We start from the raw sequence: 18,626 nt of genomic DNA, 5'->3' as shown, positions 1-18,626 counted from the left end.
TCGCTGGAAAGCCGCATGGATCTCCCGTTCCACCGCTCCAGCCGGGCCGGTGCGCATCATGCGTTCCCGCGCGGTGACGAGGTCTTCGCCGGTGGAATCGGCCCCGCACGCGGAGTGCCTTGAGTGCGGCTTCCGTCAGGGAGCCGACTCACACCGGGACCGTGATGACGGGGCAGCGGGCGTGGTGCAGTACTCCCTGGCTCACCGAGCCCAGCAGCATGCCCGTGAATCCGCCGCGCCCCCGGGTGCCCACGACCAGGCCCAGGGCGTGTCCCGAGGCTTCCGTCAGGACCTGCACCGGGTGCCCGCGGACGACTTCGTGGTGCAACTCCACATCCGGGTGCGTCGCCCTGCGGCCCGCGACAGTCTCAGACAGCACACGACGGCACTCCCGCACCGCGGCACCCTCGTCCAGGGCACCGAGAAGCGGCGGGTGCCACACGTACAGGGCCCGCAGGAGCGCTCCCCGCAGGGATGCCTCCTCGAACGCCGCGTCCACCGCCGCTGCCGAATGCGGGCTGCCGTCGACGCCGACCACGAAGTACGCGGGCTGCTGGGTGATGTGTTCCGGCTCCGGTACGACCACAACAGGGCAGGGAGCGTGCGCCGCGAGCGGAAGCGCCACCGAGGCGGAGGAGAACATCTCACGTCGTCTGCTCAGGCGCCAGGAGCCCACCACGACCTGGGCGGCGCCCCGCGCCTCCTCGCGCAGGACCCACGCCGGCTCTCCCTCCGCCAGCAGCGTCGACACCTCCACCGCGGGCCACCGGGACTCGACGAACGCAACCGCCTCCTTGAGCACCTGGTTGCCCAGGCCGTGCAGCGCCCGGTTCCACTCCTCCCAGGACGGCCGCACCTCCCCCGATCGATACCCACGGGTCGGCGTGCCCTGGGCGTGGACGAGCCGCAGCGGCAGGCCACGTCGCCTCGCTTCGTCGGCGGCCCAGGCCAGTGCCAGCCGCTTCGAAGGATCGGGGTCGACGCCCACAACGATCGGCCGACGCCCGTACGCAGCAGTCATGAGCACCTCCAAGGTCTCCGCGCCGCCGTCCGTTCGCTGCACTTCCAGCCTCACCCGTGCCGCCGAGTGCCGCCACGCCACGGCTTCGCCACATCGAGAAGGAGCACCCCTGGCGCGTGAGCCGGCACTCTTTGAAGGCTGCGGTGTTCGGTGTGGGTTCGGTGTGGGAGGTCAGGGGCGGAGGTCGGTCTTCGTCTCGCCGGTTTCCGGGTCGTAGGGGTAGGAGACATGCTGGTGGATCATGTGCCATTCGCCGCCGCGTCGCTGGAACACCCGGGTGCCCCGTGACCAGGTGCCGTCGGTTGTCCCGTCGTCCGTCTCGCCGGTCATGTGGTTCAGTCCCCAGACAACCGCGAGGTCGTCGCGGATCAGGACCTTCAACTCGGGCACGTCCCAGGTCACCGCGCCTGGCGCCGAGTCCAGGCCCGCGCGGCAGACCTCACGCACCCGGTCCCGGCCGATGTACTGCAGGGGCGCGTCGTGCTCGTAGGAGACGATGTCCTCGGCGATGTGGGCCATCAGCCCGTCCAGGTCCTTCGCGGCGGTGCGGTCGAACCAGTGCTGGTGCACCGCGCGCACCTCGCGTTCGGCCCGGGCCTGTTCGTCCGGGCCGTGGAGGTCGGGGAAGGAATGGTGTTCGTGCGCCACCACCCAGCGTCCCTCCTCCTTGCGCAGTCCCCATGTGAGCCGCAGCCGGAGCTCGGGCTGATCGGCAAGCTCCTCCTCGGTGCCGCAGCGCAGCAGCGCGAAGGCGAAGGCGACGTCCTCGCCCGCCGTGACCTCAAGCTCCTCGATGTCGAAGCAGGCGCCTTGCGCCTGCCAGACGAAGAACGGCGGCCAGACCTCCCGATACGCGTCAAGGCCCCGCACGCCCTCGTACGGAGGCGGCACATCGAACATCACGATGTCGTCGGCGTGCTCGGCCGTGACCACGTTCAGGGCGCCCTGATGCACGGCCGCCGCCCACCGCTCGATCAGGTCGCGGATCTGCTCAGTGTCGTCGGACATACCGATACCGGTTCCTTTCACCGCCGTTGTCGCGCCGGAACGCGAGGGGCGAGTCTGCTCTCCTCCCCACACACGGACCGGCGCCGAGCAGAAAACTCATCGCGCGTCAGGCGGTCGGCATGACCATCAGTGAGGCGATGGACCCTGCGCCGGCCGAGTCACCGAGGACGGTCACCTGATCGGGGTCGCCGCCGAACGCCGTGATGTTCTCCCGCACCCACTCCAGCGCCGCCACCTGGTCCAGGAAGCCACGGTTGGCGGGCGCGCCCTCGATCTGCGCGAAGCCCTCGATGCCGACGCGGTAGTTCAGCGAGACGAACACCACGTCGCCGTCGCGGGCGATGTGCTGGGCGTCGTAGCCGGGGCTGCCGGAGAAGCCGTGCTTGTAGGCGCCGCCGTGGATCCACACCCTCACCGGGCGACGGGCGGCCCGAGCCGGTGCGGGGGTCCAGACGTTGACCGTCAGCCAGTTGTCGCCGGTGCCGCTGAAGAGGCCGTTGTCGCTGCGGCCGCGCATGTTCGCGCCCTGCGGGGGCGGCGGACCGAAGTCGTACGTCTCCCGAACACCGTCCCAGCCGCGCACGGGCGGCGGCGCCTGGAAGCGGGCCTCGCCGAGAGGGGCCTCGGCGTACGGAATGCCGCGGAAGACGGCCAGGCCGCCCTCGGCGCGGCCGCGCACCAGACCGGCGGTGGTACGGACCTCGGGTTCGGGGGATTGGACTGTGGCCATGGGGGGCGCTCCTCGATCGGATCAATAAATTGATTGATTTAACAGTTGCCCATCTTTCGACATCTGTCTAACCTCGCGGACATGCAGGATCGACACACCCGCCAGGTGCGCCGCAACCGTGCCGCCCTCATGGACGCCGCCGTCCGCCTGGTCTCCGAGCGCGGCACCACCGCGCTCCCCGTCATCGATCTCTCCGAGGCCGCGGACGTCAGCCGGCAACTGGTGTACATCCAGTTCGGGGACCGTGACGCGCTCCTCGTGGCGGCCGCGACCGATCTGGTCGAACGGGAGCTCCTCCCCGAGGCCGGGGACGACAGCGCACCGCCTCATGCGCGCCTGCTGGCGATGGCTCGGCACTTCGCCCGGCACCGGCCCTTCTACCGCGCGATGCTCACCGGATCCTGCGCCTTCCTCATGGCCCGGTCACTGAACAGGCTGTTCGGGTCCCTCATCAGTACGACGGGCCTGCGGGAGTTGTTCGGCGACCTCGACGAGACCACGGCCGAGGACCTGAAGGCACTGATCACCGGCGGAACCGGCGCGATCGTCAAAGACTGGCTGGTCGACGCCGCCGACCCCCTCGACCCCGAAGAACTGGCGGACCGCCTGCTGCGCCTCTCCACGACACTGGCCCGCAGCCACCCCACCCTCGCTGCCACCCGCGGAGGCCTCCCCCGATGAACCTGAGCAGCCACATCACCGAACGTGTGCTTCGCCTGCCCCCGCCCCTCACCAGGAACCTGACCGTGCATCGGGACCTGCGCGTCCCGATGCGCGACGGTGCCGACCTGCTGGCCGACCGCTGGGTCCCGAAGTCCGGCGGCGACGGTCTGCCGACCGCACTCATCCGCATCCCCTACGGCCGGGCGGGCATGGTCGGCGGCCAGATGGCCAGGCCACTGGCGGAGCGCGGCTTCCAGGTGCTCGTCCAGAGCACGCGCGGCACCTTCGGCTCCGACGGCCCCTTCGACCCGCTGCGCCGCGAGCGCGAGGACGGCCTCGACACCATCGACTGGGTGACCAGGCAATCCTGGTTCGGCGAATCGATGATCCTTTACGGGCTCAGTTACCTCGGTTTCGTCCAGTGGGCCGTCGCCGACGCCGTACCGCCCCAGGTCAAGGCCATGATTCCGATCGTCTCCGAATCGGCCCTCACCCTGGAATTCCTCCGCGCGGACGGCTTCTCCCTGGAAACCCCCTTCGGCTGGGCCGTCCAGGTCGCGGGGCAAGAGCGCCGGTTCGCGATGCCCCGCGCGATGCTGGGCGCGAAGAAGGTCCAACGCGCCCTGCACACACTGCCGTTGAACCAGGCCGACACCGTCGCCATCGGGCACCGCTACGACTACGTCCAGAACATCCTCGACCACGACGCCGACGCGCCGTTCTGGCAGGGCCTCGACCACCGCCACCGGGTCGCCGACATGCACCTGCCCGTGAGCAGCGTCGCCGGCTGGCACGACATCTTCCTGCCCGGCCAACTCCGCGACTACCGCGTCCTACAGGACGCCGGACGTTCCCCTCTCCGCCTGACCGTCGGCCCCTGGGCCCACACCTCCAGGGGCGTGGGAGAGGCGGCCTTCGGCGAGGCCCTCGGCTTCGGCCTGGCCCTCGCCAAGGGTGAGGAACCGGCCGAGCGCGCCCCGGTACGCCTGTTCGTCATGGGCGAGGAGAAGTGGCGTGACTTCCCGTCCTGGCCGCCACCGGGGTACGAGCCCCAGCGCTTCCACCTCCAGCCGGGCGGCGCCCTCTCTCCCAGGACACCCGCCGACTCACCCCCCGACGGCTACCGCTACGACCCGGCCGACCCCACCCCCGCCGTCGGCGGCGTCCGCATGGCCTTCGGCGTCAAGCCCGGCCGGGTCGACAACACCGCCCTGGAAGCCCGCCCCGACGTCCTCACCTACACAACCCCCGTACTGGACAAGGACGTCGAGGTCGTCGGCGACGTCAGCGCCGAGATCTTCTTCCGTTCCAGCCTGCCCCACGCCGACGTCTTCGTCCGCCTCTGCGACGTCGACACCGACGGCCGCTCGACCAACGTCTGCGACGGCCTGACCAGCCTCACGGGCGCCGACGAGACCCGCGCGGCGCGAGTGACCCTGTGGCCGACCGCGTACCGCTTCCAACGCGGCCACAGCATCCGCGTCCAGATATCCAGCGGCGCCTTCCCCCGCTACAACCGCAACCCCGGAACCGGCGAACCCCGCGCCACCGCCACCACCCTCCGCGCCGCCGACCAGCAGGTCTTCCACGATCCCGAACACCCCTCTGCGATCGTCCTCCCGACGCGGTAGCCCCCAAGCGGCCGGAGGGCAGGTCCACTGGTGGATCCTCGCCCCCCTTCAGGGGGCCTGGTATGTCGCCTGTTGTTCGATGAGTGTTTCGGGGCGTGAGGCAACCGCGGTTGCCCGGAGTGCGTGTGCCTCGGCCAGGAGGAGGTAGCCGGCCGCGGTCCAGGTGTAGGCGCGGTCGCGCAGGCCCGTGCCGGTGAGGGCGTCGAAGTTCTCGGCGAAGCCGTGGGTTTCGCACAGGACCCGGAAGCGGGCGCTGATCTCGTCCGCGAGGCGCTGGTGGCCGCTACGGCGCAGGCCGTCCTCGATGAGGACGGTGGCGGGTGCCCAGATCGGGCCGCGCCAGTAGCCGTCGGAGCGGTAGTGGGGTGAGGTGGGCAGTTCGGTGGCGAGTCCGTACGGTGTCAGGTGCGCCTCGATACGGGCCGCCAGTGCGGTGGAGACGTTCTCGGGCAGGTGCTCGCCCAGTACCATCGGCATGAGGTCCAGCAGGCTGGAGGTGCTCCAGGTCTCCGAACTGTCGACGCTCCGGGCCACGAACCGCTCTCCCGTCCACAGTTCGTCGAGCATCGCCGCCTGCGTGGTCTCGGCGGTACGGGTCCAGCGGCGGGCCGCGTCGGGAAGGCCCAGTCCCGTGGCCAGGGCGGCGAGTTCGCGGAGTTGCAGGATGAGGAAGGCGGCCAGGTCGGCGCTGACGACCACGCGCTCGGGGTCGAAGGTCGTGGCGTTGTCCCAGCCGCTGTCGTTGCCGTGCTGGTAGTGGGGCAGGGCGGCGCCCGGTGCGCGGCGCGAGGTGAGCCAGAAGTCCGTCCAGCGCGCCAACCGGCGGTAGATCACACTGATGTCGGTCGGGTCGAGGGGGTCGGGGAGCCGTCTGCGAAGGTGGCCAAGGGTCCAGCCGTGGATGGGTGGTTTGACGAAGTTGTAGAGGACCTCCGAGTGGGTCACCGAGTCGGGCAGGGCCCCGCTCTCGTCCTGATGGTCGAACGGCAGCGAGAACTGGTCCCGGGCGAGAGCGGGTGCTCCGGGTGCCAGCGCGAGGGCGTTGAAGCAGTGGTCCCAGCTCCAGACCTTGTCCATCCAGTGCTTGGACATCAGTACGGCGGGGCGGGTGACCAGGGATGCCGGGCGGACCGTCGCCGACCACAGGACGTACGCGGCGAGTTCGGCGGCCGGGGTGTCGGACGAGCGCCAGGGGGCCACCGCGTCGGCGAAGGTGGCGAAGGCGCGCTCCGCGGCCTTCACGACCCGCCCGAAGGTCCCGGAAGAGGTGTAGGGGTGCCGTGCGCTGTCCAGTTCCTCCACCGCCGCTTCCCAGACTCCGCCGCCGTCCGCGGTGAGCATGAGGCCGCGGTCGCCGCTGCCGAGCGCCTGGCTGCCGGACACCTCGGCAAGGGAGCCGGACAGCACGGTGATCCGGTACCTGCGCCCGGTCTCGTACGAGGTGAAGACGTGCGCGCCGGCCACCGGGTCGTGGTGGAAGTAGGTGCCCGTGAAGGAGGTGAGGGACTCCGCGACCGCGGTGATACGCAGCGCCAGTCCCTCACCCCGGAGGCGGACGGTGTCCGGTGACTCGTAGGCGCAGCCGATGCCCCCGCCTCGGTGAGCCCACCTGAGCAGGCTCGGCGTCGTCTCGACGCGGGTCTCGGCCCGGTCGCCCGTCGTCGGGTCGAGGGGCACGAAACGCAGGACGGCGTGCATGCCGTTCTGGTGGGAGACCAGGTGGAGGTCCTCGGCGTACGTCTTCTCCGCCACCACGGGCGAGAGGTCGAACCAGGAGCCGTGTGTGCTGAACGGGATGTCGTGGACGGAGAAGGCCGGGCCGGATCGGGCGGCGGTCATGGGTTGTTACTCGTTTCTTCGGCGGTGGGCGCGGCGGTCTGGCGAGAGAGGACCGGGCGGGACTCGGACTGGCCGGACGGTGGACTGGCCGCAGGAGGGTTGGGGCCCTTCTGTTGGATCTCCGTGGAGGTCGGAGCGGTGTCCGGTGAGGGCCTAGGGCGTGTTTCGAAAGTCCCGCCTGCCCCGCGACGCCTGGCACGCACGCTCGCGGCGTTGCCGAAACGCCCGAATAGCTCCGCTATTAGGGCGCTCCGGCGCCTTGCGATCGCACGCACCAGACGTCGCGGGGCCCGCCCTTCGGGCGGACGACGGGACTTTCGAAACACGCCCTAGTCCTTGACGGCTCCGGCTGTGACGCCGGCCGCGACGTAGCGCTGGGCGAGGACGAGGATCACTGTGGCGGGCAGCGAGGCCACGACGGCGGTCGCCATGATGGCGTTCCACTCCTGGTTGTTGTTGCCGATGTAGTGGTAGATGCCGAGGGTGACGGGCTCATGGGCCCCGCCGCCCGCGAGGGTGCTGGCGAAGACGAAGTCGGACCAGGACCACAGGAACGCGAACAGCGACACCGTGACGACGGCGTTCCGGCTCATGGGCAGCACCACGGACCAGAAGGTGCGCAGGGCCCTTGCTCCGTCCATCTGCGCGGCCTGGATCAGCTCACGGGGAATGCCGGACATGAACGCGGTGAAGATCAGTACGGCGAACGGGACGGCCAGTGTGGAGTCCGCGACGATCAGACCGGGTACCGACTGCAGCAGGCCGAGTTGGAGGTAGATGGCGTAGAAGCCCATCGCCATGATGATGCCGGGGATCATCTGAGCGACCAGGAGAAGGAAGCCGATCACGCCCCCGCCGCGCGGACGGAGTTTCGCCAGCGCGTAGCCCGCGGGCGCGGCCACCGCCACGGTCAGGACGACCGTGCCCAGGCCGATGACCAGGCTCGTGGCGAGGTAGGGCATTTGCTGGTCGAGGACGGTGCGGTAGCCGTCCAGGGTGCTGTGGACCGGGAACCAGTCGGGTGGGGACTTGCGCATGTCCTGGTCGCGGGTGAAGGACACATTGAGCATCCAGTAGACCGGGAAGAGCATGACAGCCGTGAGCAGCAGGCCAGTGGCGGTCTTCCACCACGTACGGTTGCGTCGCTTCATATCATTCCTGGCATTCATGGCATTCATGGCGGTCCCGGTCACGTCAGTGCCTGCTTTCGCTGGAGCCTCAGGTACACCAGGCCGAAGACCAGGGCCGCGACGACGAGCAGGTTTCCGACGGCCGCGCCGGGGCCGAAGGCGGGGAGCAGGTTGCCGAAGCCGAGCCGGTAGGACCAGGTGGCGAAGGTGGTGGACGAGTCCGCCGGGCCGCCCTTGGTCATGATCCAGATGATGTCGAAGACCTTGAGCGTGTAGACCAGGCCCAGCAGGAGGGTGACGGCGGAGACCGGACGCAGCAACGGGAAGGTGACGCATCTGAAACGCTGCCAGGCGTTCGCCCCGTCGAGGGCGGCCGCCTCGTAGAGGCTTCGGGGGATCGACTGCAGTCCGCTGTAGAGCACGACCAGGTTGAACGGCACACCGATCCATATGTTGGCGATGATCACCGAGGTCAGCGACCACGACGGTGCGGTCAGCCAGTTCACCGGGCCGATACCGACGGTGTGCAGGGCGGCGTTGACGACACCGGAGTCGCTGTTGAGCATCCACGACCAGGTGGAGGCCGACACGATCAGTGGCAGCAGCCAGGGCACCAGGAACAGGGCGCGCAGGGTGGCGGAGAGCCGGAAGTGCTGGTTGAAGAAGACCGCGAGGGCCAGGCCGATGGCGTACTGGAAGAACAGGCACACGGCCGTGAACACGATGGTGTGCGTCAAGGCGGGGCGGAAGGCCGGGTCCTGGAAGACGGTTTCGTAGTTCTCCAGTCCGGTGAACGGTGCGTTGCCCTGGACGAAGGAGCGGACCGTGTAGTCGCGCAGGCTGAGGTCGACGTTGCGGTAGAGCGGATAGGCGTAGAAGAGGGCGAGGTAGAGGGTCACCGGAGCGAGGAAGGCCCAGGCGGCCCACTGCTGTGAGGTGGGACGACGGCGACGCGGCGCGGTGCGGGCCGGGGGTGGGGTGGCCGCCCCGTTCCGGTCGCGCACCGGCCGACGGTCCGGCGGGCGTGTCGTGCGGTTCATCAACTGGCCCCGGGTCGCGGTTGGCTGACGGTTTACTTGACGGCGTCCTGTGCCGCGGTGAGCGCTTCCTTCGGCGACTTGGACCCGCTGAGGGCGGACTGGACCGCCTTCCACAGCTGCTCTGAGATCTTGGGGTACTTGGTGCCGAGGTCGTCGCTGGTGCGTCCCTTGGCCGCCTTGACCGCCTCGACCCAGGGCTTCAACTCGGCGTCGGTCGCCACTTGCTTGTCCCGCACTTCGCTGGTGGGGGCCACATAGGAGAGGGTGGTGTCGGTGTCGTAGAGGTTCTCGGTGCTGGTCAGGCAGGACACGAGCTTCCGCGTGGTGGCGTACCGGCCGGTGTCGCCCTGGACCGGGACGGTGACGAACTCGCCGCCGGTCGGGGCCGCGGCGTTGCCGCCGTCGGGGCCGGGGATGGGCAGGACGCCGTAGTCGAAGCCGGCCTTCTCCGCGCCCGCGAGCTGCCAGGTGCCGTTTTCGGCGAACGCGTAGTCGCCGCTCACGAACTCCTGCCAGCTGGTGGTCTGGGTGTTGTTGATGACCGAGTTCGGCGCGTAGCCCTTCTTCAGCCAGTCGCTCCACAGGGACAGGGCCGACACGGCCTGGGGGGAGCCGAGTTCGGTCAGCTTCGCGCCCGCGCCCCAGAACCACGGCAGGAACTGGAAGCTGCCCTCCTCGGTCCCGATCGCCGAGAAGGTGATGCCTTTCTTCCCTGCCTTCTTGACCTTCGCCAGCGCCGCCGTCAGCGACTTCCAGCCCTTGACCGAGGCGATGTCCACGCCGGCCGCCTTGAGGACATCCTTGTTGTAGTACAGGGCCAGGGTGTTGGCGCCGATGGGCGTGCCATAGGTCTTGCCGCCCGCCTGACCAGCCGCGAGCAGGTTCGGGTCCACCTTCGAGGTGTCCACCTTGTTCTCGTCGGTCGTGGAGAGCACGCCTGCCTCGGCGAGCGTCGACACTACGGGGTTGTCGAGGATGAGGACGTCCGGGGAATTGGCCTGCTGCGCTGCCAGCAGCGCCTTGTTCGTGAGGTCGCTGGTGTCGAAGGCCGTCCGCTTGGTCTTGACCCCGGCCTTGCTGCCGCAGCCGTCCAGCAGCTTCGCCCAGTCCGATCCCTTGTCGAACTGCGGGTAAGGATCCCAGATGGTGTAGCTGCCGTCGTCCTCCGCCTTCGCGGATGTGGTGCCGTCGCCGGAGGAGCACGCGGTGGTGCCGATGGTGAGGGCGACGACGGTCATGGCGGTGGCGGTGAGATGGCGTCTGGTGAATCTGTTCATGGGGGTGTTCCTCTTAGGGGTCCGTTGTTGTCGGTGCGTTGAGGGGCCGGCCCGCACATCTCATCGCCGCCCACGCCGGCCGCCCCCCTGGCGTTTGAGGAGCCGGGGCCTGGTCGGAGCCCCTGAGGCCGGAAGGGACGGGAAGGGTAGGGGCGGCGGGGCGAAAAGCGCCTCCCGCTCGGACGGTCGCGGCCCCGACGCGGGGCAGCCGGTCAGGCGTTCACGTCGGAGCCCGCACTCACGGGCGCAACCGTGCCCACGGGCCCGGTGCTGGCACGAAGAGAGATCGGCGGAGCAAGCAACTGGTGGCGAGGGGGCGCGTCAGGTTGGTCGAGCCGCTCGACGAGCAGTTCGACGGCCAGGCGCCCCATCTGCGCCGCGGGCACGTCGGCCGCTGTGAGCTGCGGTGTCACCGTCTCGGCCCACCGGGCGGCGACGACGCCGGTGACGGAGAAGTCACGCGGCACATGGCGACCCGCATGGGCCAAGCCCCGGTAGAGGCCGCCCAGTGCGGCCTCGTTCAGTGTGACCAGGGCCGTGGTGGCGGGGTCGTCGTGCAGGATCCGCTCCAGGCACGCCTGCCCCGAGGGTGCGTCGTCGCCACAGGTGTACGTGCGGACGGTGAGCCCGCGTTCCGCGGCGGCCTTGGTGAAGCCGTCGAGCCCCCGGTGCGCGGACTCGTACCCGGCGCGCAGGAGCCGCTCGGGCCGATTGACGAAGGCGACCCTGCGGTGACCCAGGTCAGCGAGGTGGTGGACACAGGCCGCCGCAAGCACGGTGTGGTCAAGGCCGACCCACCAGTCGCGCTCCGGCTGCGCGGTGCGGCCGATACAGACGGCGGGGAAGTGTGCGGCGAGGAGGTGGTCGACCCGGTCGTCCTGGAGCCTGATCTCCATCAGGATCGCGCCGTCGACGCGTCGCTCCCCCAGCAGCCGCTGGAACGAACGGTCTCTGTCCACACCGCTCGGGGAGAGCAGTACGTCGTAGTCGTAGGCGGCCGCGGCCTCCACCACGCTGCCGATGAAATCGAGCTGCATCCCGGTGTAGTGGTCGCCGGCCGGCGGAAAGACCAGGCCGATGGTCCTGGTCCGGCCGTTGGCGAGGGCGCGTGCGCTCGCGTTCGGCCGGTAGCCCAGGTCGTCGATGACCCGCTGGATCTTCTCGCGGGTGTCGTTCGACACCGGGCGCTTGCCGCTCAGTGCGTACGACACGGTGCTCCGCGAGACACCGGCCCGCTTGGCGATCTCACCGATGTTCACGGGGGCTCCTTCATCGAGTTCGTCCGACGTCATCGAACCGGTTCGCGTGAAGGGAAGGTAGGAGCTGACCGCTCACGTGTCAATGCCTTGAGCACAGTTCCCACACCACACGGGAAACCGGTATCTACCGGCAGAGAGAGTCGCGCGGGGAGTATTGCTGGCCCGGTTCGCCGGTGCTAACTTCCGGCGAACCGGTTCGACAGTTGCCGTCGACCCGCCGTACACACGCCCCTCCCCCGTGACAGCGAGCCAGGTGGTCTCACACCCCTGTCGAACCGGTTCGACCATCCCGACCGACCTCGCACCCTCACCGACAAACGGAGATTTCAGTGCGACGCAGAAGAAGAACCACAGGAGCAGGCGCCGCGGCGGTGGCGGTGACGGTCCTGGCCACCGCACTCGCCACCACCACAGGCACGGCAGGCGCCGCGGAGCCGGAACGGCTCGTCGTGGACCTCGGCAGCGACACCGGCGCGTTCCACGGGGGCGCCTCCGGCTCGCTGTACGGCGTCTATGGCGACGGGGTGCCCAGCCGCAACCTTCTGGAGGGCATGCATGTGCGTACGGTGTCGACGAAGGCACAGGACGGGCCCCAGCATCCGGGCGCGGACGCCCTGGAGGTCCTGCCGCCTTTCGTGGACTCGGGCGGCAAGGACGTCTACATCTACATGACCGACATCTACCGCGGCTTCCCCTACCAGTGGCCGGGCGCCGACGGTCCCGCGCGGCTCGCCGACTTCAAGGAGAAGATCAGGAAGCAGGTCCAGCAGGTCCTGACCCTGGGCGAGTACAAGGACCACGTCGTCTACGTGCCCTTCAACGAGCCCGAAGGGAACATGTTCGGCACCGGCGAGTGGAGCTACAACAAGGTCTCCTGGCTGAACGACCCCCAGTACTACTTCGCGGCCTGGAAGGAGGTCTACCAGCTCATCAAGAGCCTCGACCCTGACGCCCGTGTCGCCGGTCCCAACACCAGCGTGCTCTACGACCAGATCAAGGGCTTCCTGCAGTACGCCAAGGCCAACGACGTCGTCCCCGACGTGATGACCTGGCACGAGCTGTCGTCGCCCGCCGCGGTCCGCACCAACGTGGCCAAGTACCGGCAGATGGAGAAGGACGCCGGCGTCGGCCCGCTGCCCATCAACGTCAACGAGTACGGCCACAACTACCACCTGTCCGTGCCCGGCCAGGTCGTCCAGTGGGTCTCCGCCATCGAGGAGTCCAAGATCGACGCCGACCTGGCGTACTGGAACATCGACGGCAACCTCAATGACTCGGCCGTGGAGGCCAACAAGGGCAACGGCCAGTGGTGGCTGTTCAACGCCTACGGCCAGATGACCGGCCGCACCGTCCAGGTGACGGCCCCGCACCCCAACCAGCAGTACACCCTCCAGGGCGTCGCCACCCTCGACAAGGACAAGAAGCAGTCCCGGGCCATCTTCGGCGGCAACAGCGGCGACGCGGACATCGTCTTCAAGAACATCGACCCCTCACTGTTCGGTACGACCGTGCACGCCACCGTGCAGGAGATCCCCTGGACCGGCCAGGTCGGCGACTCCCCCCAGCCGCTGCGGCTCGCGGACCAGGAGTTCGAGGTCGGCGCGGACGGCACCGTCACCCTCCCGATGACGGGCATGAACGAGATGTCCGCCTACCAGGTCATCCTCTCCCCCGGCGGCAGCGGCGGCATCCCGGCCGAGCCCTCGGTGAGCTGGCGGAAGACGTACGAGGCGGAGAACGCCACCTACACCGGCAAGGGCTACTCCAAGAACGGTCCCGAGGGATCGCCTTCCGAGGTGGGGAAGTTCGCGACCTCCGGCGGCTACAACGTCGGCGGCCTGCGCACGGGTTCGGATGGAGTGCTCGCGTTCGACGTCGAGGTCCCGCAGGATGGCACGTACGACCTGAGCGTCTTCGCCAACTCCTACAACCTCTACGACCTGGTGAAGGAGCAGGGCCCCACCAACGTCTTCCTGCGCGTCGACGGCAAGGACCCGCAGGAGCTGCGCCTGCCGCTGGGCTACAAGTGGGTGGTCTGGGGCCACACCGACACCACGGTGAAGCTGACCGCGGGCAAGCACCGCATCACGCTCTCCGCCCAGGACCCGGACCTGGGCGTCACCAGGGGCGACGCGATCGTCGACAAGATCGACCTGTCCCTGCGCGACGCACGCGTGACCGCGCCCGCGATCTACGAGGCGGAGTACGCCACGCTCACCGGAGCCGAGCCGCGCTACTCCTACGCCGGAGCCTCGGGGCCGGGCACGGTGCCGCTGCCGAAGGGTGCCTCCGCGAGCTTCTGGGTCCACTCCCCCACCGACGGCGAGGCAACCGTGTCCGTGGACCACCTCGGCGGCGGCCGGGCCGGGCTTTCCCTCAACGGCGAGAAGCTCGACATCCCCCAGGCCGGCGGCGGCAGGAAGGGCACTGACGACGTACGGCTGTTCCTGTCCGGCGGCATCAACAAGATCACCATCACGGGCGCCTCGGGCGAGCTGCTCCTGGACCGCCTGCGTGTCACACAGTCCAGCGGCACTCTGGTGCCGAGGGTCTACCAGGCGGAAGACGGTTCACTCAGTGGCGCCGCCAAGGTGACCGGCGCCTACAGCTTCGCCTCCGGTGGGAAGACGGTCACCGATATCGGCAAGGGAAAGACCAACGCCCTCACTGTCGACGTCGTCGCCGAACACTCCGGCCGCCACGCACTGACGATCCGTTACTCCAACGCCGAACAGGCCCCCGCCACCCATTACAACCCCGACCCGATCGCCCGTCACGCCGACCTCTCCGTCAACGGCGGACCCGCCCGTCGCGTCCTCTTCCCCACGACCTTCCACTTCAACAACTTCTGGGACCTGACCGTCCCGGTCACCCTGAAGAAGGGCACCAACCGGCTCACCTTCACCGCCGAAGAACTGCCCGACTTCAACGGCGACACCTACAACGAGTACGACCAGCGCTCCCCGTACGCGCCGGTCATCGACCGTATCGCCGTCACACCGCTCACACAGAAGTAACCCGCGGACGCCCGGGACGCGCCGGTGGAACTCCGGCCGTCCCGGGCCGCACCGCTCCCGCGCCCCATGCGTGGTTCCTTCGGGATTCGGGCTCTCTCCGGATACGGAGACTTGCATCCTCAGCCGCGCCGGACCGCCCCGAGTTGGGCCCTGTGCAGGCCGGGGGCGGTGAAGCGCTGCGCCACGGTGCGCAGGACGCGGGCCATCGCCTGGGCGGGCGGCGTGGCGGGGCGTGCCGCGGCGCGTGCGAGGAGGATGCGGCGGGTGGGTGCGGGTACGTCGGAGGCGAAGGGCAGGAGACGTACGTCGCTGCGTCGGCTGGTGAGGGCCAGGCGGGGGGCGAGGGCGATGCCGAGACCGGCGGCGACCATGGCCTGTGCCTCCTGGTAGTCGTGCGAGGAGTAGGCGATGCGCGGCTCGAATCCCGCCTGGCGGCAGCTCCGGCGCAGGACGTCGGCGACGGGGTGGTTGTCGGCGCGGATGATCCACTCCTGGTCGGCGAGGTCGCCGAGGCGCACGGAGGGATGGCTGCGCAGGGGCGAGTCGGCGGGGACGACCAGCACCGTGGGGTCGTCCAGGAGGTGGGTGAGGGAGAGCGCGGGATCGTCGAACCGGTTCCATTCGTAGTCCCAGAGCAGGCCCTGCTCCACCTCCCCGGTGTGCAGCATCTCCCGGAGCTCCGCGAGGACCCCGGCGCGTACCTCGATGCGGATGCCGGCGTGGCTGCGTCGGAAGCGGGTGAGCGCGAGCGGCAGCAGGGATGCGCTGGCTGTGGGGAAGGAACCGAGCCGGAGCGTGCCCTGGTCGAGGGCCGTGAAGGAGTCCAAGTCGGCCTGAGCGGCGCGCAGTTCACGGCGGATCACCTGACCGCGTTCGGCCAGCGCGGCACCGGCCGGGGTGGGGCGGATCCCGCGCGGCAGCCGCTCGATCAGGGGCTGCCCGGCCTCCTGCTCCAGCAGGGACATCTGCTGGGAGGCGGCGGAGGTGGTCATGCCCAGCGCCTCCGCCGCCGCGGTGAGCGAACCGCGTTCGGTGGCCTCGGTGAGCAGCAGCAGTCGGCGCACGTTCAACACGCCTGAGACTTTAGCTGACCTAAACCCATGTGAAGCGAACTGCGATTGTTCCGAAGTCACGCCTCTGCGAAGGTCTCCGCAATCGCCGAGCGGTCACCGGCCCGCAATGCGCCCGTAACCACCGCCTCGGCCCTTTCCCTCCCTTCGTTGATCAAGGAAGAGCTCAGACGTGCACACTCCCGCGACCCTGGTGCGTGGCGGCACCAGCAAATGCTGGCTGTTCAACCAGGTCGACGTCCCCGCCCGCCGTGGCGAACTGGAGAAGTTGCTGGTCTCCGCGTACGGCGCCACCGATCCCGTGGAACTGGACGGCGTGGGCGGGGCGACCCCCACCACCTCGAAGGCGGCGGTTGTCAGCGCCTCCCCCGAACCCGGCGTGGACGTGGACTACCTCTTCGCCCAGGTCGGCATCGGCACGGGCCAGGTCGAGTGGACGAGCAACTGCGGCAACTGCGCCACCGGGGTCGCGCTGTACGCGGTCGCAAAGGGCATGGTGGCGATCACCGGTGACCGGACTCGTGTGGTGATGCGCAATACCAACACCGGCGCGGTCCTCGAAGGGCTCGTGGACACCACCGGTGGCGTCGTACACCACTTCGGCCGCCAGACGGTGCCCGGCACCCTTGCCGGCGGGGTCGCCGTCGGCCTCACCTTCCGTGATCCGGCCGGCGGCACCACCGGTTTACTGCTCCCCACCGGGCAGGCCGCGCAGGACCTGCCGGTCGCTGCCGCCGAACCGGTACGGGTGAGCATGGTGGACGCCGGAGCGCCCGTCGTCCTCATCGACGCCCTCGAAGCTCAGCGCACCGGCTCCGAGCCCCTGGAACGGATCAGCACGGACGTGCCCTGGCTACGCACCGTCCGTCACACCGCCGCACCACTGATGGGACTGCTCAAGCCGGGCGAAGAACCGGGCGACGCGGTGCCCAAGGTGGGCCTGGTGGGCCCGCCGGTGCCCTACACCACCACCCTCGGCGAACCCGTCCCGGCCGAGGACTACGACATTTCGGTGCGCATGCTCAGCATGAACGCCCCGCACCCCGCGATCGGCCTGACCTCCGCCGTCGCCGTCGCGGCGGCCGGGCTCGTCGAAGGCTCCGTGGTCTGGCGGATCACGGGCGGTCCGACCGACGAATGGCTGCGCCTCGGCACACCCGCCGGCATCGTCGCGGTCCGCTGCACCGACGTACGGGACGGCCTGCCGCAGCGGGTCACCGTGCAACGCGCGGCACGGCTGCTCGCCGACGCCCGCATCTACGTCCCCGAAACAGGCCGCACGCAAGCCGCCTGAGCTGGGACGGACATCACCTCGGCCGGCCGGTCCCCCAGCCGTCCGCACCGGGATACCCTCGCGCCCTCGGGGCGCGCCCCTCCTCATCGCACCAAGGACAAAGATGTCTGCTGAAGTGATCTCCATAGGCGCGCTGCTGGTGATGTTCGTGGTCGGCACAGTGCTGCCGATCAACCTGGGCATCCTCGCCTTCGTCGCCACCTTCGCGGTCGGCACCGCCTCGCTCGGCCTCACCGAGGACGAGATTTTCGAGGGGTTCCCGGCGAAGCTCTTCGTCACCATCGTCGGGGTCACCTATCTGTTCTCCGTCGCCCGCCGCAACGGCACCATCGACTGGCTCGTCGCGGCCGGGGTACGGCTGGTGCGCGGCAACGTCGCGCTCATTCCCTGGGTACTGTTCCTGGTGGCCGCCCTGCTGACGGCGTTCGGCACCTTCACTCCTGCCGCGGTCGCGATCCTCGCGCCGATCGGCATGAACTTCGCCTACCGCTACAAGCTCAATCCGCTGGTCGTCGGCATGATGGTGATCAGCGGCGGGCACGCGGGCGCGTTCTCCCCACTCGCCGTGTCCGGTGCGCTGGTGCTCGGCCTGGTCGACAAGACCGAACTGCACGTCTCCGCGGTGACGTTGTTCAGCGCCAGCTTCCTGATCAACCTGGTGCTCTCGGCACTCACCTACGTGCTGCTCGCCAAGCGCCAAGCCCCGCTGGCCGAGGGTTCCGAGGAAGCGGCCGAGGACGGGGACCTCGCGGTGTCCGGCAGGCCCGACTGGCGCCAGTGGCTCACCCTCGCCTGCCTGGTCGCCCTCGTCGTCGGCGCGCTCGGATTCCATCTGGAGATCGGCTTCCTGGCGCTGGCGGCCGGCGCCCTGCTGGCCCTGGTGGACATGAAGCGTCAGGAGAAGGCCGTGGACGGCGTCAGCTGGTCCACTCTGCTGCTGGTCGCGGGCATGATGACCTACATCGCCATGCTGGAGAAGGCCGGCATCATCGAGAACATCTCCGAACACGCCGCGAACCTCGGGGCCCCGATCGCCGTCGCCCTGCTGCTGTGCTTCACCGTGGCCATCACCTCCGCCTTCGCCTCCTCCACCGCGATCCTCACCGCGATCATCCCCATCGCCGTACCGCTGCTGCTCTCCAGCCACCTCAGCGCCGCCGGGCTGATCGCCGCGCTCGCCGTCTCCACGACGATCGTCGACACCTCGCCCTTCTCCACCAACGGCGCACTCGTCCTCAGCAACGCCCGCGGGGTGGACCCCCGCCGCTTCTACCGCCAGGTCATCGGCTACACCGGCGGCATCGTCGCCCTGGGGCCCGTCGTCGCCTGGGGCGCGCTGGTCCTGCCCTGGTCATAGCGTGCGTTGGACGGCGTCGCGCGGTACGCGACTGCCCGGTGGTGTGGAGGCTGCACAAGCGCGGCCGGCCAGACCGCCGCGTGCTCCGCCATCGGACCGGCCTCCGTGACGCGCACCTCGTCGCGGCCGCGACCAACCTGGTCGAACGGGAACTCATCGCACGACGTGAAGGCGCTGGTCACCGGCGGAACCGGCGCGATCGTCAACGACTGCGTGATCGAGGCGGACCGAGCCGCCGATGGCCGCAGTGGCCGCAGTGGCCGCTTCCCCGGGCTGCTGACGGGCGCGGC

The 18,626-nt window shown here is 69.5% G+C and carries 12 protein-coding genes and 3 pseudogenes; 5 read left to right on the top strand and 10 right to left on the bottom strand.

All coding sequences use genetic code 11. From position 1 onward, the window contains the following. Positions 1-148: 148 nt before the first annotated feature. From IE262_RS36610 to IE262_RS36600, 4 genes and pseudogenes are all read right to left on the bottom strand, one after another. Complete coding sequence (locus IE262_RS36610; RefSeq protein WP_189879832.1) at positions 149-1,021, bottom strand: universal stress protein; 873 nt, start codon at positions 1,019-1,021, stop codon at positions 149-151. Between the two features lie 171 nt (positions 1,022-1,192). Continuing rightward, a pseudogene (locus IE262_RS40400) lies at positions 1,193-1,549 on the bottom strand (YybH family protein); the annotation flags it as partial. A gap of 87 nt (positions 1,550-1,636) precedes the next feature. Beyond that, positions 1,637-2,029 (bottom strand): annotated as a pseudogene (locus tag IE262_RS40395) (YybH family protein); the annotation flags it as partial. Between the two features lie 109 nt (positions 2,030-2,138). After that, a pseudogene (locus IE262_RS36600) lies at positions 2,139-2,759 on the bottom strand (carboxylesterase family protein); the annotation flags it as partial. 81 nt (positions 2,760-2,840) lie between these two features. On the opposite strand from IE262_RS36600, the gene IE262_RS36595 reads away from it, so the two are divergent. Then, positions 2,841-3,440 (top strand): TetR/AcrR family transcriptional regulator, encoded by a 600-nt coding sequence (locus tag IE262_RS36595; protein ID WP_229877877.1) that lies wholly within the window; start codon positions 2,841-2,843, stop codon positions 3,438-3,440. After that, positions 3,437-5,053, top strand: a complete 1,617-nt coding sequence (locus IE262_RS36590; protein WP_189879809.1) for a CocE/NonD family hydrolase — start codon at positions 3,437-3,439, stop codon at positions 5,051-5,053. The genes IE262_RS36595 and IE262_RS36590 overlap by 4 nt, the downstream gene beginning before the upstream one ends. Before the next feature lie 48 nt (positions 5,054-5,101). Here IE262_RS36590 and IE262_RS36585 read toward each other — a convergent pair whose 3' ends face one another. The 5 genes from IE262_RS36585 to IE262_RS36565 form a co-directional block, all read right to left on the bottom strand. Then, complete coding sequence (locus IE262_RS36585) at positions 5,102-6,892, bottom strand: amylo-alpha-1,6-glucosidase (protein WP_189879808.1); 1,791 nt, start codon at positions 6,890-6,892, stop codon at positions 5,102-5,104. A gap of 329 nt (positions 6,893-7,221) precedes the next feature. Continuing rightward, complete coding sequence (locus tag IE262_RS36580; protein ID WP_189879806.1) at positions 7,222-8,043, bottom strand: carbohydrate ABC transporter permease; 822 nt, start codon at positions 8,041-8,043, stop codon at positions 7,222-7,224. A gap of 38 nt (positions 8,044-8,081) precedes the next feature. Next, the gene (locus IE262_RS36575; RefSeq protein ID WP_189879804.1) at positions 8,082-9,062 is read right to left on the bottom strand and encodes a carbohydrate ABC transporter permease; all 981 of its coding nucleotides are present in this window, start codon (positions 9,060-9,062) and stop codon (positions 8,082-8,084) included. A 32-nt stretch (positions 9,063-9,094) separates the two neighbouring features. Continuing rightward, complete coding sequence (locus IE262_RS36570) at positions 9,095-10,339, bottom strand: sugar ABC transporter substrate-binding protein (protein WP_134043798.1); 1,245 nt, start codon at positions 10,337-10,339, stop codon at positions 9,095-9,097. A 212-nt stretch (positions 10,340-10,551) separates the two neighbouring features. Then, a complete protein-coding gene (locus IE262_RS36565; protein WP_134043801.1) occupies positions 10,552-11,598 on the bottom strand; it encodes a LacI family DNA-binding transcriptional regulator in 1,047 nt (348 codons plus the stop codon). 329 nt (positions 11,599-11,927) lie between these two features. Here IE262_RS36565 and IE262_RS36560 point away from each other — a divergent pair, with 329 nt between their 5' ends. Next, positions 11,928-14,615: a carbohydrate-binding protein gene (locus tag IE262_RS36560; RefSeq protein ID WP_229877875.1), complete on the top strand. Its 2,688-nt coding sequence runs from the start codon at positions 11,928-11,930 to the stop codon at positions 14,613-14,615. A 119-nt stretch (positions 14,616-14,734) separates the two neighbouring features. Here the strand turns inward: IE262_RS36560 and IE262_RS36555 are convergent, their stop codons facing one another. Then, positions 14,735-15,688, bottom strand: coding sequence for a LysR family transcriptional regulator (locus IE262_RS36555; protein ID WP_134043804.1), 954 nt, complete (start codon positions 15,686-15,688; stop codon positions 14,735-14,737). A gap of 169 nt (positions 15,689-15,857) precedes the next feature. On the opposite strand from IE262_RS36555, the gene IE262_RS36550 reads away from it, so the two are divergent. After that, a complete protein-coding gene (locus IE262_RS36550; protein ID WP_189879802.1) occupies positions 15,858-16,979 on the top strand; it encodes a PrpF domain-containing protein in 1,122 nt (373 codons plus the stop codon). A gap of 103 nt (positions 16,980-17,082) precedes the next feature. Next, the gene (locus IE262_RS36545) at positions 17,083-18,336 is read left to right on the top strand and encodes an SLC13 family permease (protein WP_229877873.1); all 1,254 of its coding nucleotides are present in this window, start codon (positions 17,083-17,085) and stop codon (positions 18,334-18,336) included. Positions 18,337-18,626 lie beyond the last annotated feature (290 nt).

This window comes from Streptomyces bluensis (assembly GCF_014650715.1).
Taxonomy (GTDB): Bacteria; Actinomycetota; Actinomycetes; order Streptomycetales; family Streptomycetaceae; genus Streptomyces; species Streptomyces bluensis.
The sequence above is the reverse complement of the archived record's forward strand: the minus strand, read 5'-3'. Positions and strand labels throughout refer to the sequence as shown.